At 59.8% G+C, this 13096-nt stretch carries 14 protein-coding genes; all 14 read right to left on the bottom strand.

Going from position 1 to position 13096, the window contains the following annotated elements; genetic code table 11:
• Positions 1–13 precede the first annotated feature (13 nt).
• Entirely contained in the window at positions 14–988 is a 975-nt protein-coding gene (locus tag ACZCWR_RS08480; protein WP_487300332.1) for a pentapeptide repeat-containing protein, read from the bottom strand.
• A gap of 20 nt (positions 989–1008) precedes the next feature.
• On the bottom strand, positions 1009–4098 hold the full coding sequence (locus ACZCWR_RS08475) for a phage tail protein (RefSeq protein ID WP_487300331.1): 3090 nt from the start codon (positions 4096–4098) through the stop codon (positions 1009–1011).
• On the bottom strand, positions 4086–4820 hold the full coding sequence (locus ACZCWR_RS08470; protein ID WP_487303285.1) for a C40 family peptidase: 735 nt from the start codon (positions 4818–4820) through the stop codon (positions 4086–4088). The genes ACZCWR_RS08475 and ACZCWR_RS08470 overlap by 13 nt, the downstream gene beginning before the upstream one ends.
• 21 nt (positions 4821–4841) lie before the next feature.
• A complete protein-coding gene (locus ACZCWR_RS08465; protein ID WP_487300330.1) occupies positions 4842–5528 on the bottom strand; it encodes a phage minor tail protein L in 687 nt (228 codons plus the stop codon).
• Positions 5525–5884, bottom strand: coding sequence for a phage tail protein (locus tag ACZCWR_RS08460; protein ID WP_487300329.1), 360 nt, complete (start codon positions 5882–5884; stop codon positions 5525–5527). The genes ACZCWR_RS08465 and ACZCWR_RS08460 overlap by 4 nt, the downstream gene beginning before the upstream one ends.
• The gene (locus ACZCWR_RS08455; RefSeq protein WP_487300328.1) at positions 5881–8592 is read right to left on the bottom strand and encodes a phage tail length tape measure family protein; all 2712 of its coding nucleotides are present in this window, start codon (positions 8590–8592) and stop codon (positions 5881–5883) included. Before ACZCWR_RS08455 ends, ACZCWR_RS08460 begins: the two co-directional genes overlap by 4 nt.
• The gene (locus ACZCWR_RS08450) at positions 8582–9085 is read right to left on the bottom strand and encodes an HK97-gp10 family putative phage morphogenesis protein (RefSeq protein ID WP_487300327.1); all 504 of its coding nucleotides are present in this window, start codon (positions 9083–9085) and stop codon (positions 8582–8584) included. Before ACZCWR_RS08450 ends, ACZCWR_RS08455 begins: the two co-directional genes overlap by 11 nt.
• Complete coding sequence (locus tag ACZCWR_RS08445; protein WP_487300326.1) at positions 9082–9447, bottom strand: phage tail assembly protein T; 366 nt, start codon at positions 9445–9447, stop codon at positions 9082–9084. The genes ACZCWR_RS08450 and ACZCWR_RS08445 overlap by 4 nt, the downstream gene beginning before the upstream one ends.
• Positions 9448–9467: 20 nt before the next feature.
• Complete coding sequence (locus tag ACZCWR_RS08440; protein ID WP_459908689.1) at positions 9468–9803, bottom strand: hypothetical protein; 336 nt, start codon at positions 9801–9803, stop codon at positions 9468–9470.
• Positions 9804–9834: 31 nt separating this feature from the next.
• Entirely contained in the window at positions 9835–10329 is a 495-nt protein-coding gene (locus ACZCWR_RS08435) for a phage tail tube protein (protein ID WP_487300325.1), read from the bottom strand.
• 66 nt (positions 10330–10395) lie between these two features.
• Positions 10396–10749 carry a tail completion protein gp17 gene (gp17, locus tag ACZCWR_RS08430; RefSeq protein ID WP_487300324.1) on the bottom strand — a complete coding sequence of 118 codons (354 nt, stop codon included), beginning with the start codon at positions 10747–10749 and terminating at the stop codon, positions 10396–10398.
• Positions 10739–11062, bottom strand: coding sequence for a phage head closure protein (locus ACZCWR_RS08425; RefSeq protein WP_487300323.1), 324 nt, complete (start codon positions 11060–11062; stop codon positions 10739–10741). Before ACZCWR_RS08425 ends, gp17 begins: the two co-directional genes overlap by 11 nt.
• Complete coding sequence (locus tag ACZCWR_RS08420) at positions 11062–11631, bottom strand: hypothetical protein (RefSeq protein ID WP_487300322.1); 570 nt, start codon at positions 11629–11631, stop codon at positions 11062–11064. Before ACZCWR_RS08420 ends, ACZCWR_RS08425 begins: the two co-directional genes overlap by 1 nt.
• A gap of 24 nt (positions 11632–11655) precedes the next feature.
• Complete coding sequence (locus tag ACZCWR_RS08415) at positions 11656–13023, bottom strand: phage major capsid protein (protein ID WP_487300321.1); 1368 nt, start codon at positions 13021–13023, stop codon at positions 11656–11658.
• Positions 13024–13096 lie beyond the last annotated feature (73 nt).

Raw genomic sequence — 13096 nt, 5'->3', positions numbered from 1 at the left:
CAAGCAACGCGTCCTACCACTCCACGCCTGCTACCCTGGCCTCGCGCAGATTCGCGCCCGCGATGTCCGCGCCGCGAAGCTTCGCGTTCTGCATCCGCGCATCATCGAGATCGGCACCGCTCAGATCGGCGCCGAGGAGTACGGCTTCTGTCAGATCGGCGCTGCGCAGACATGCGCCGCTCAGGTTTGCGCCTTGCAGCCATGAGCGAGCCAAAATCGCACCACGCAAATCGGCGCCGCTTAAGTTGGCGCACCTTAGATCCGCACCGCTGAGATCGGCATCGGTGAGTACAGCGCCCATGAGCACCGCATTCACAAGCGGCGCGCGGCCGCGCTGTGCATCGCTCAGGTCGACATGTCGCAGACTTTTCTGCTCGGCGAGCACCTTTTGCAGTTCGGCTGAGAGGTCGTCGCCGCTCATGCTCAGCAACACATCGCCCGTATGGCGGTTCTTGATCGCCGTACCGCTTTTCCAACTCTTGTCACTTCGAACGGCGCCGTCAAGCTTTGCGCCCTCCAGCAGCGCTCCCTTCAAATTGCAGTCCCGCAAGTCCGCACCTTTTAAGTCTGCGCCATATAAATTTGCTCCGCCTAGATCTGCACCTCGCAATATTGCATCGGTCAACGTCGCGTTGACCAAGCTCGCCCCGCTCAACGTCGCATGGCTCAAGTTCGCGTCACTAAGCCCCGCGTGTTCGAGATCTGCGCCCCGAAGATCGGCTTTCTCCAGATTAGCTTTCGAGAGGAAAGCCTCATTGAGCTTCGCGTCAACTAAACGCGCACCGCGCAATTGTGCGCCGGCCAACGGTGCCGCTCCGCTCCAGGTTCCGCTTTCAAGGTTGATGTGGCTCAGATCAACGCCACTGCTGACTGCTTTGCTCAACGCTTCTTTAAGGGTGTCTGTGTCCTGCTTTAAGATGAGCCCACCCGTCCGGCGATTCTTATATTCGGCGCCTTTGTCCCATGACTGCAACGCTGTCGCATTCATTTTCGTCATCCTGAATTGTTTCAGAAACCGATGCCCGGTCCAGTCTCGCTGGGGTACCATTCGCTCGCGCTCAAAGAACTGCGATCAGCTGCCGACCTTCCGTAATGCACCCGCGCCCACGCATAGCCCTTCGAACGTTCTCTCGTTAGCACGGTGTCATTTGGCATGCTCCAGAGGCTCTCTTTAGCTTCCGAGAAATCGGAGGTCGGACCAAGGCGAAGTTCCACAATGTACTGAGGAACGTTGGCGACTCGCCGAACAACAACATAAAACGCAACGCTTTGTTTTATCGGAAACGAGTTGAACTGTTCAACGTACATGAGACCCGGCAAATGGGCGGTGGCCTGTACCGGAACTGAGAGACGCCCGTCCCACCCTTGGGCACATACCTGCACTGTATAACTACCATGTGCGACGTCGTTGAAGACTTGCTTGGGCATAAAGCTCCTCTCGGCGGTCGCGCGCCGCGTGTCAGCGTTTGGCCCAACCAAGGTTACGTTGTACTGCTTGGCGCCGGGCACGAATCCCCAGGAAATCTCTGCCGCCATCTTCGCGTCGGATCCCATGACGGCTCGAATGGCCAGATTAGCCGGCGAATCGATCGGCTCGTATTTGTCGTAGATGATGTTGCTGGTCGCCGCGTTATCCACTGCAGCGTATTTCTCCGGCACGTGCCGAGTCGCGGTAATGCTGAAGGCCGTGCCTTCAGCCACTTCCGAGACGCTCACCACTCGGAAGCTTTGCACAGAAGATCCTGCCGAGCGTAACGCCCACGCCGCGCCACTTACCGGCGCCTGCTCAAGGGGTGGCCGTACCGTGACAGCGGTTCCGCTTACCGCGTCGATCTCAACGCTGCAAGCCTTCGCATCGGGCAGTATCACCACGAGGTGGTCACCGGGCTGGGCTTGCACTTCTCGGTCGAGCATCACGTGTCCAGCCCCATCGATTTCCGCGATGCGCCCACCCGAGCAAGAGGCTGAGCGCAACGGATCTGCAATCTCGATCACCTGCCCCGGCAGCGCCAGCGCTCCATCGAGTCCAACACTGAAAGTAACAGTCTCCGTCTCCAGTCGGGACGTTTGCAATAGCCATTGACCCGCGCGTTGCGCCTGGCTGAGACTCGTGCAGCCAAACGCCGTCATCTCTGCCGCGTTATAGCCGTACAGTGCGATGCCTTCGGCATCTTCAACGGTCTCAACCGCTTGTTTGTAGCCGTTGTGCGGATTGCACCACGTCACCGTGGCCGCCGTGTATCGTGACTTCAAGGAACTGCCCGTGTACTTGAATATCCCGTCGACGACGTTAGCAGGGTTGTAGACATAGACCGGGTCACTGGGCATATCCGCCGAACTCAGCACACTTCCCGCGCTCCAAAAAACGATGCCGCGAAACACACTGGCGAGTTGCTGAAGAAGCGCAAACGCGTGCGAGCGGGATGTGATGTGACAATTGCAGGTGAATCGCGGCTCCTTGCCGCCGTCGCCGTTCGGAACAAGCTCGTCGCAATACTTCGCGATCGCATACAGCCCATAACGATCGACCATCGCTTCCTGCACCCAAGCGCCCGCACCATAACGGCGATTGAGCAGCAGGTCCCGAAATATCCAGGCCGGATTGTCCGTCCACCCGCGTTTGAACGTTCCATCCCATTGCCCGATGTAGCCGCGGGCGATCGGATCATAATTACTCGGCACGTCAACGATCAGACCCTTCAGATCGTAGGAGCGCACCGGAATGCGGTCGAATTTCTCGGAGGTGATCTGCAGCGCCATCAGCGCGCTTGCCGGATAACTGAAGCGTCCCTTCCTGCGCTTCGTATAGCTCTCGATGTGTACCTTGCCGTGCTTCTTCTTGGCGTTGTCGCCTTGCTCAATTTGGTCAGTGCGTTTGACTTGCAGCCTGAATGGCTTGCCTGGCGGTACCGCGAACACATAGGTCTTATGGTAGCTTTCACAGACACCGTTGATCGCGTCCGTTTTTGTTTCTGCTTCGCCGCGTCGGTCCGAGGGGCATGACGTAGTGAACTCGATGTCAACCTGTGCATTGGTAATCTTGCCCTTGTCGTCCCAGCGCTGATCGCTGAAACGCAGCGTGAGCGCAAGCTCATCGATGTCCGGTTCGTCAAGTTCCAGCACCCACGGCAAGGCGACCGTCCGTTTTTGCCCTTTCTCTTCGCCTGCGAGACGTCTGCGCAACTCCACACCGACGTGAACCTCATTGGTGGCCGCATCGATCGCCTTGCTATCAAATGGGAGCTGATCACGCTTTCCATAGCGATAGAAGAAGTTGTCAATCTCAAAGTTTTCCGTGCCATCGAAGTTCTGCAAGGGCACATCATCGAGGTAAATCGAGCGACGTATCAGTCCACCGGGTTCCGACTTAGTGTCGTGAACAAGGCCCTCGATCTCGCCTTCCGATACAAGATCAACAGCGGTGTAAATGACCTTGCTGTTCGGGTACCGGTTATCGTTATTACGCTTTTTAATAGAGTCGTGCTGATCGTCATCCGGCTCGCTTGATTGCTCAACTTTCCTCAACGGTAGATCCTCGGCCCGAAAGCATTCGCTGACCACGGTTGAGCCTATGCGCATGCGCCCATACAGCAGCGGCACGGGGCCGCCTTGAGCAACAACGTTTTGGACGCCCGGCATGCCATGTTGGTTTAGCCGTGGTGGCGTCGGCGTCTGCGGAGAAAGCAGCTGCGCAATACCGCCCAGCGCCAATGACCCGCCCATGAGCATCAGGTTGATGCTGTACGGATTGGCTCCGAAGGCGAGCAAGGAAGCTGCACCCGCAGCCGCAAGCGCGACTCCCGCAATCGTTTGAAAGACGCCCCCTGCCTTACTGCCCGCGAGCACCGGCGCGATCCGGATCGCTTCATCCCCCGTGGGCACATCAAGTTGCTTATGGTCCAAATTGCGCACGCCAGCAAACACCGCATAGCGCACGCCGCGCTCGCCGCTTCTGCACAGATCTTGCCAGAATCCTGGAATCATGACGCCGAGCGCGCGCAGCGCGTCGCGGGGTGAGCTCACAACATACCGATGCTCTCGACCAAACTTCGCACCCAGACTGCCATACAGGCGGATCGTTCGAACTACATGTTCCATTCAAGCGTCTCTTTGTGGCGCAACACGTGGGTGACGTGCGCACGGTAGCGCGGCAAACCTTCGCGCCGCGAGAGTTGATTCCATAGGTGATGCAAGATTTCGTCGCCGCCTAGATAAACGGCAGCATGGTTCGGTATTCCGCGGCGGCTGGCGATCGTCATGAGCAGCACATCTCCTTCGCGCAAGATGGCATCACGCCCGACGCTCACGAAGCCGGCCGCTTGGTAATTGTCGACATACAACGACGAGTCACCATCCTCCCACCAGCGCCCCGTCCGCGCGAAATCCGGCAAGTCGAGGTTAAGCGCCGCCAGGTAGTAGCGCTGGACAAGCGCGTAACAGTCGGTTGCGCCGTGCACGAAAGGCACACCGAGCAACGGCGCTCCTTTTCCACCGAGACCAAAGCAATGCAGACGGCCTATCGAAGGCTGGTCGTCGTCGACGCGACCAACACTCACGATGACCCAGGCGGGAACGTTCGACGCTTCGTGCGCAAGCAGATCTGCGATGCTCGGCCACGCGTCGGCGTCCGGATGCGAGTGCACAATTGCTTGGATTGCGCCCCGTTCTTCAGCGTGCGCATAGGCCGCCGGTGCGATGGCAAAAGCACGCGCGGGATCGATTGCGACGTTGCTACAAGCAATGTAGTCGTCGTTGACGATCACGCCACACGCCTCGTTCGGATAGCACCGTAACGCGTGTGTTTCAATGGCCAAGCGCACGCGATCGCTTAGGACCACCGGTCACCCTCTCCTGAATGACCCCGCAACGCCCGCGGCAGGGAAGCCACCGAAGGGCAAAGCGGGTTTTGTGATGTGGCGACACCGACAGCACGCCAGCCGCTTGCCGCATACGTCCTCCTCCTTATTACTCGTTGGATGGTTGTTGCGCGTGAAATAGGGTGGCCCCTCATAACCGCACTCCGGGCCTCGGTAGCTCCATTGGCACACTGAGCCGATGATTTGCCGAGCTGGCAACTTGCGACCCGACAAATCCAGCGCCGAGCTCAGTGAGAACTCAACCACCGTCGGCGTCTCCAACGTCTTCTGCTCGATTTGCCACAGCTCCACCGGCATCTCTGCTGTCGGATCAGCACTCGGGCTTGCGTCGAGATACTGCGCGAGCGTTCGTCGCCGGCGCAGCGGCGCGCCCACAAGGTCAGAATACTTCATGCACAGTTGAGAAACGAAACCGTTCAGATTGGCCACGCTCATCGTCGGTGTGGGCTGAGCGGCATCCCCTGTGCGTCCCAAGCCCGAAACCTGCATCGGCCACACGCGATACTCAAACTTGTTCCAGCTGATCAAGCCGCCGTGCTCGTGCGCATGAAATCGCAAGATCTCGTCGTTCCATCGGGTCAAATCGAGCTCGTACAGCTCGACAAGCGCACCCGGCTCCAGACGTTGGACGTCCGTCCTCACGCCGTTCATGGTTCGAATACTTCCTTGAATGTGACGCTCAACTGATATAGATCAGCACCCAGCGCACGCGTCTGTATGCCCGGCTGGGCATCGACGCGAAACAGTCCCCGCATGCGCAGAGGCGGTGTCCAAAGAAATGGCTCACTGCCGCGCGTTGAATCGAGAAACGCTCGAATCGCCTGGATCTCTTGTCCATCACCTACAAAGCGCAGCGGCCACGTGTCGGCAATATTGCGAATGCCGTCCGGCACCGCCTGGCTATAGCCATCGCCGAATTGCACCGTGCGCACGCGGTAATGCGTCGTGCCCTCGGCTCCGAGCATGGGCGACCACGTAAACGTGCGTCGCGGCGATGCCGACTTCATCCGAAATGCCCCTGCGAGATGAGGCTCGCGAGACCGCCTTGCCCACCCATCTTGCGCGCGATCTTCTGATCGACGAACGCACTCACCAATTGTTGAAGCTCGCGCGCATCACGCTCGCTCAGGCCACCCCCGCCATGACTGTGGACTTCCAGATGCACTTGTGCGCCCGCCGATCGCGTCGCCATTGGCACCGACGCACCCACGGGGCCGCCCGAGGCGAAGTGCGCCACATGATTCGAATTGATCGCATCGAGCAACGCATGGTGCTGGCGTGCCGCGTTTGCGTTGACAACATACTCGCCGTTGGACAGCGTGGCCGGAATGCTGTCGCTCGTGCCGGTGCCGGGTCCCGTAATCAGTCCGCCCTGTGCATGCCCGGCTAGCTTGAACAGCGGCATTTTTTCCACCAAGTTGCCCAGCGCTTGATGCAGGGCGAGTTTCGACAGATCGGCTAGAATCCCGGCGATGAACTCTTTCATATCAAGCTTGCCCTTCGTGACGAACTTCGATACGGCGTCCTCGATGTGCCTGAACGACTCGACCACCGCGTACTGGGCCGCGTGGGCCTTGTCCTGCGTGTTTTTGAAGAAGTCCGCCACACCCAGCTTCGCGCCTGCGACCCAGTCGCCCTGAACCCGTCGAAGTTCCTCGTAGTGCTTTTTGACGGCCTCAATCGCCTCGGCGTTACCACGCTCGATTTCGGCCAGCTTCGACAAGTATTCGCCGCTGTCGAGCAAGACCTCCGGGGTGATGCGCTTTAGCTCTTCGACGGCTTTTCGATAACGCGCGGCCGCCTCACTTAAGTCGCGGTCCTTGCGATGCTGTAGCGAATCAGCGTCTCGATCGCCCAGCTCGCGCGCGTAACGTTGAGTCTGCGTTTGCCTGAATTCGCTCAGGCTCTCGCTGATATGCTGCGAGCGCTCCTCGAACTTCGCCCGCGCCTCGCCCAGCTTGTTGGCTTTTTCAAGCGCGGCATTGTGCTCCAGCTGCGCCCGGATCGCCTTCTCTGAGTGCAGCAGGCTTCTCTCATCGGCGCTTGCGATATGCCGCTTGGCCGCCGCCATCTTCTCGTTAAAGCGCACCAACTCCTTCTGCGCATTCGTGAGCTTCTCGCTCGTGTGCAGCTGCGCTTCGAGCGCCGCACCCTGCTCACGCAGCTGCTCGAGATACCGTGCCCCGGCATCGGCGCGCGGCTCATGCGTCTTTCGCTCGCGCGACTTGTACAGTTCTGCGTTATGGGCGAGCATTTTTTGGCGATCCGCTTCGAGCGCCTTGAGCTCCTCGCGCGTCTTGCCTGCTGCTTCACCCGCTTTTTTTACCGCCGCGAAGTACTCGTTCGTCTCTTTGTTAGCATCGGCGAGCTTCTCTTGCGGCGAACGCGCCGACTTCATGTAATCGGCGTGATGCTCCAGAATTGACTTGAATGCATCGACGCTCTTTTGATGCGGATCGTTTTTCTGAGCTTCGCCAAGCAAGGTTTGCACAAGACGCTGCGCTTGGGCAATCTGCTTTTCGATCGCCGCCGTATTCATTCCGCCAGGGTTCGAATCAGGATCAAGCAGTGAAGCACGCAAGGCGGCTAGCTTGTCCTGTGCCTTCACCAAATTGTCGCCTTTGCCCGTGACGGTCCGCCAGAAACGATCCCACTTCTGACCGAGTGTCTCATAGCTCTCGGCCATCGCGCGATTATCGGATTGCACCGCCTCGCGCGCCTTTTTGCTTGCTGCCTCGACGAATGCGGCCCACGCCCCGGCCTTATCGCCCGAGAGATCAAGAATACGAATATGGTCGAGCTGCTCTTGGCTCAGGTCATGATGATCTTCGCGCCACTTGTGGGCGGCCTCCGTTGCGCGACCATACGACTGCAAGAACTGGCGTGCGGCCTCTTCCACCGACTGGCCCGAAACCTTTGCGTACGCCGCGACGCCTTGCGCTGCTTGCTGCAGATCCGCGCCGGCAACGTGCCCCGAGCTGGCCAGCGCCATCAGCGCATCACGCGCATCGGTCGCCGAGACCCCCACCCGACGCGAGAGGATGTCGGCGTACGCCTGCAGCTTGCCTTGCGTGAGCGCTGCATAATTGCCCGTGAGCAACATTGCGCGATCAAGCTTATCTTGTTGCTCGCTCAGCGCATGAATGGCGTGGTAGGCCACCGTAGCGCATGCACCCAGGGCGCCGAGCGCGATGCCCGCAGGACCGCACAGCATCGGCAACACGTCGATGCGCTCGCCCAGCACCATGAGCGAACCCACGAAGTTTTTCCAGCGATCCTGCATGGCCTCATGACCGAGCACAAACAACTCGCGCCGCGCAGCGACCGACCCCGCGCCGAGGTGATGCATGGCACTGGCGGCCGCCTCGGCCTTGGTGATCAGCGGTTCGGCCGCCTCGGCAATCCCCAGCTTGGCCGCCTTCAATCGCATCAGATCAAACCGGGTCTTCCCAGCCGTGTCGGCGAGCTTCTCGAAGCTTCTGACCGCAGCGCTCACTTGCCGGGCGGTCGCGGCGCTTCCGCTCTTCGCGGCTTCTTCGAGCGCGCGCGCAGTGATGCTGCTGTCGGCCGCCATTTGCCGCTGACACGCTTCGTAATTGCTCGCGCTTGCCTGCTGGTTCGCCACAAACCCGTTCGCGGCCCGCTTGGTGCGTTCCATGCCGGCTTCGAACCCGCTCGCATCGACGCTGACACGTGTGACGACCTCATTGGTCATCGGCTACCTCTTTGAGCTTCTTCTCGAGCACCTCAGCCATCTTGCGCGCGGCCGCCGTCCTGGTCGCCTCGAACGCCGGGCGAATGAACGGCTGCGCCGGCGTGCGCGAGCTGCCGAATTCAATGTCTCGAATCGCGCGCGCGAGCGTTCGTTCCGTGAGCTTGACCGCGTTGCGCTTGCCCAGTTCGACAAAGCGCCCATAGAAGGCATCCTTGCTCCAGGTGATCAGGTAAGAGGCGAGCCTGCCCGGCACCGATTGCTCCTGGTCATAGGCGATGAGCATGTGATCCCGCAAGAACCCCGGCCAGTGCGGCTGACCACGACGCATGCCCGCAAGCTCGCCCACCGGTGCACGCCGTTTGATCTCGTCATGGAAGATGCGCGCGCCCGCAACGGCCGCCTGGCGAAGCGTGCTTTCGCTCATCGCCTCGTCAAGCGTGCGCAACATTCCCGTCAACGATTCGAGATTCTCGACGCGATAGTTTTGGCTCATCCCTCGATCACCTCACCGTTGCGAACCACGATGCGCTTCGCACCAGCACGCTTCGCCGCCTCCAGGTCGATGCCAAACGTGCTGGCGGCTATCTCCTGCGCGCTTCGTATACGCGGTTTTAGCGACGCACGACTCCACCCTGACCAGGGCGTAAAGTCGGCCGCGTTCAGCGCGGGCGCATCCTTGCCACAATTCATGTTGTATAGAAGGCTCATGAGTGTGCCCACCCGCAAATCTTCGATGTGCTCGCCCCAAGGCTCGTGCTCGAACAACGCCACCCAATCGGCGTACTCGGCGCTGGACACTTCGAGCTTGGCGCGCCGCACCGACATCCCCAGCTTCATTGCGATGCGCATCCACATCAGTTTCTGCGGGTCGGCCTTCAGTTTTTTGAGGTTTGCTCCTGCGCGCGCTGACCGAGCGCGTTCAGGCGCATGGCAATCTGTGCGAGTTCCTCAAGCAACGGCGCACGACCCGCGCGCAACGCGTTCACGTCTTCGGCGCTGAACAGCGCTTGGCCATCGTCGTCAACGACAGTCGCCGCAATCAACGACGCCTCAAACCCGCTATTGCCTGTGCCGCTCTTTACGCCGTCGTACAGTGCGTCGCGCGCGGCCCCCGACAGCTCGCGAAAGCGGATCAACGCGCCATCCAGGGCCTTCACGGGTTCTTCAACGATCAGCGGCGCAAAGGCCGCCAGAATGTGTTCTCTCTTCATGGGTGTCTACCGGCTCGCGCCGGTTGATTGTTTAGGAATGGGGGAAGCTGACTTCCAAGTCACCGCTCACTTCAAGATTGACTGAGCTGGCGAGCATCTGATCAATTTTCGCGGAGATCGGGAAATCTTTGACGTGCGCATCGAATGTAATGACCGTCCTGTCCGACAGCGTGAGCTTGAATTTCAGGATGGATCCGTCCTTTCTGGCATTGAACAATGCCTGATGCGACAGATCTTTCATGTTGACGTGCAACGCAATCGTCACCTGCCCCCAATCCTGCATGCCGCGCTTCTTTTCGCGGCCTTTGCTATTAAGCCGCGTCACGTCAACCAAGTTCGCCGAACCCGTAAAGCTTGAAATGTCGGTGAAATTGGCGACTTCAGCAAACTTGCTGTCATCCTCGTCTTGCTTCCTGTATTCCAGCTTCGTGCCCTGCGATGGCACAGCGCTCGAGCTGATCGGTGCCTCAGGAGTCGTAGCCTGATTAGGCTTTTTGTCCTCTTGCTGTGTTCGCGTTTCTGCCATTCTTTTGATCCTCCTTTGCAACACTAAAAAGCCACTCTCGAGCGAGTCAAAGATGCCACTGGCTCGCTACAGCTCGCTCCAGATGCTCACGTCAAGGCGACTGCCGTAAAGGCGCGTCTCGCGCTCAAAGACTTCCGTGGGCGCGCCGAGCGCAATCGCACCCACTGCCGGATCCACCAACGCGCGAACGACCTGTCGCATCAAGGACGATCGACCTGGCGCGGTCGTGTGCCACACCGCGATCTGCACACGCGCGTAGTACTTGTCGAATGCCGCGCCGCTTAGGCTAACCTCGATCTTGCCCCCTGCTACTTGATAGACGATCCAGGGGGGACGCACGTCTTGGTCAGCGACATCTGGAAATACGTGTCCGTCCGCTAGATGCGCCAGTGCCTTGCGAATAAGCTGCTCAGCGTTCATCGAAAACACACACAAGGTCAATGTGCTCGCGCCGCGCGAGATCGGGCTGCACCGCCTCGATACGCATGACCAAGTCGTCAACCGTGACACGCATGCCTGCACGCAAAGTCTTGCGCAGCGCCTTGCGATATCGAATGCGAACGCTTGCTCGAACCGTACTTACAGGCGCATCCGCCGCGATGACCTCTTTGCCACTCAGCATGCGCACAGACGCTTTCCGATCGGCAACCCATTCCCACGCGATCGACTCGGCATCCGGATCCACGACACGACGCTCAATGAGCGCGTGACGGGTCAATCGACCTGCCTCCATCAGAACCTCGTTGGCACGCAGATGGGCGCGAGCAATACGTCGGCATAGCCGCCCGGCATCGCCATGACTGCTTGGCCTCGCGCAAACAGTTCGCGATGGTCATACGCCCAGGCAGCGGCCAGCAGCATCCATGAACGCACGGAGGGATAACGAGACAGATCGATGCCGGCCTGATAGGTGATGGTCACCGCACTCACATCGGGCCACCGACTTTCACCCAGCGGCGCAAGCAGCGTTTCGCGCCCTGACTGAACAAGCTCATACGTGCTTGCCGCAAGCGTCGACGACTGTCCGGACGTCTCGCGAATCTCAAGCTTCTCAACGCATGAAACCTGCCCGACGGACAAAGAGAAAGCGCCTGGCGGGAAAGCGGCAAGCCGTTCAACGTAGCGCGCCTTCCGAATAGCCGCGCCGGACTTGCTCTCGGCCGCCTGGCGCGCGCCGGGGATCACGATTTGCTCGATAAAATCGCGTTCGTCTTCATCGTCGTCGAGGCGACACTGCGCGGCGACATCCTCGAAGCTCAACGGCTCCGAGTCATCCAAGTACTCAACGAGCACTGCGGCCATTCGTGCCTCTCGATTCGGCGTGGGCTAGGCGCCCCATTTAACCCCCGTCAGCATTGCGATCGACTCCACGTGGCGTGGGCCGAAGTCGTTCTTCGCAATCACGCGGATCAACGTCTGATCGCGCTGGAAGGCGCTCACCGTTTCAGGTTTTCCATCCCGATTAATCGTGTAGGTCGCTTCCTTGCTGTAGTCGATTTCCAACGTCTCTTCTTCGCCGATGAACACATCGCCAAAGTCCACGAAGTAGATCTCCGATGCATTCGCGCCCTTGTCGTTGGTGTCCTTGTCACTGCCAGCCTTGTTGGACGCAGGCTTCTCGATGGCAAGGTTAATTGGCACCTGCGTGGTCCGACCGACCGGATACCCCTTGAGCATGCCGCTGTCGAGCTCCGGATAGACCTTGTTGCCGTTACCATCACGCATGCTCGACAGGAAGCGGAACACACGCGGCGCCATGATCCAGCCGGGCGAGATCATGTTCGCGTCCGCGCCTTCGAGCGCAAGAATCGCTCGGTTCAGGTCGATATCGACTAGCTGAGTTGTCGAACCATCGCTTGCTGCGATCTTGTTTGCGGCAATCGTCCAGTGCAGCAGCCCCTTCGGCGTGTTTGCCTCGCCATTGTCGCGAATGAACGCCTTGTCTTCGCGCGCACCAATCGCGCTCGTGAGATCACCAACGACGATTTGGTCGATATTCGGATTTACGCCCGCGTACTTGATGAGATCGTTGGAGATCGGCACCAGCGCAGCGAGTTTTTTCGCCGTCAGCTTCAGGTCATCAAACGATTGTTCCGTCACGCCGATATCGCTGTCGGACCCGATGTAGCCGACGACCGCGCCACCCTTGAGCCGCGGGATCGTGATGTTGCCGTTCGAGAGCGGCAGCGTGCGTGCCCCTAGCCTACGGACAACAGATTTAGGCCGCAGCAGCTCGATCACCTCGCTCGAAAGGTTTGTTGGCACCAGCACCCCGCCCGCGCTCGACGTGAGCGTGTTCAGCGACATCGCGACCTCTTCGCCGAAGCCACGCTCGATTGCCAGCCTTGAGGCGAGTTGCGCATCACCGCGCGCCGCCGCCAGCGCACGTACCATGCGCGCCATCTTGGCACCTTTCACCTCTGGCACCCTCGGTTGCGCTGGGATGCTCGGCACCAAGGGCGCAGCAATCGCGGCCGGCGTCGGGTCCACAGAAACGGCCGCCGCCGCGGCTATGCGCTCAGCCGCCTCAGCTCGCTCGATCTGTCCAGTGAGCTCACTGAATTTCGTGCTCAGCGTTGCAAATTCGGCGTGCTGCTCGGCCGACAGCGCGGTGCCGGCCGCTTCGATCGCCGCCAGCGCCTGCACCTGCTGATTGATATTTGCGCGTTCGCGGCGAAGTTCATTGATATTCAAGTTCGTTTCTCCAAAAAAAAACCGCCCGAAGGCGGCACCACTCGACTCAAAACGCGAACACGCTCAAATGCAG

This window comes from Caballeronia sp. A2-2, assembly GCF_057612605.2.
The sequence above is the reverse complement of the archived record's forward strand: the minus strand, read 5'-3'. Positions and strand labels throughout refer to the sequence as shown.

Coding starts and splice junctions, on each gene's coding strand:
- ACZCWR_RS08480 (WP_487300332.1), bottom strand. CDS start 988: ATGAATGCGACAGCGTTGCAGTCATGGGACAAAGGCGCCGAATATAAG.
- ACZCWR_RS08475 (WP_487300331.1), bottom strand. CDS start 4,098: ATGGAACATGTAGTTCGAACGATCCGCCTGTATGGCAGTCTGGGTGCG.
- ACZCWR_RS08465 (WP_487300330.1), bottom strand. CDS start 5,528: ATGAACGGCGTGAGGACGGACGTCCAACGTCTGGAGCCGGGTGCGCTT.
- ACZCWR_RS08460 (WP_487300329.1), bottom strand. CDS start 5,884: ATGAAGTCGGCATCGCCGCGACGCACGTTTACGTGGTCGCCCATGCTC.
- ACZCWR_RS08455 (WP_487300328.1), bottom strand. CDS start 8,592: ATGACCAATGAGGTCGTCACACGTGTCAGCGTCGATGCGAGCGGGTTC.
- ACZCWR_RS08450 (WP_487300327.1), bottom strand. CDS start 9,085: ATGAGCCAAAACTATCGCGTCGAGAATCTCGAATCGTTGACGGGAATG.
- ACZCWR_RS08445 (WP_487300326.1), bottom strand. CDS start 9,447: ATGTGGATGCGCATCGCAATGAAGCTGGGGATGTCGGTGCGGCGCGCC.
- ACZCWR_RS08440 (WP_459908689.1), bottom strand. CDS start 9,803: ATGAAGAGAGAACACATTCTGGCGGCCTTTGCGCCGCTGATCGTTGAA.
- ACZCWR_RS08435 (WP_487300325.1), bottom strand. CDS start 10,329: ATGGCAGAAACGCGAACACAGCAAGAGGACAAAAAGCCTAATCAGGCT.
- gp17 (WP_487300324.1), bottom strand. CDS start 10,749: ATGAACGCTGAGCAGCTTATTCGCAAGGCACTGGCGCATCTAGCGGAC.
- ACZCWR_RS08425 (WP_487300323.1), bottom strand. CDS start 11,062: ATGGAGGCAGGTCGATTGACCCGTCACGCGCTCATTGAGCGTCGTGTC.
- ACZCWR_RS08420 (WP_487300322.1), bottom strand. CDS start 11,631: ATGGCCGCAGTGCTCGTTGAGTACTTGGATGACTCGGAGCCGTTGAGC.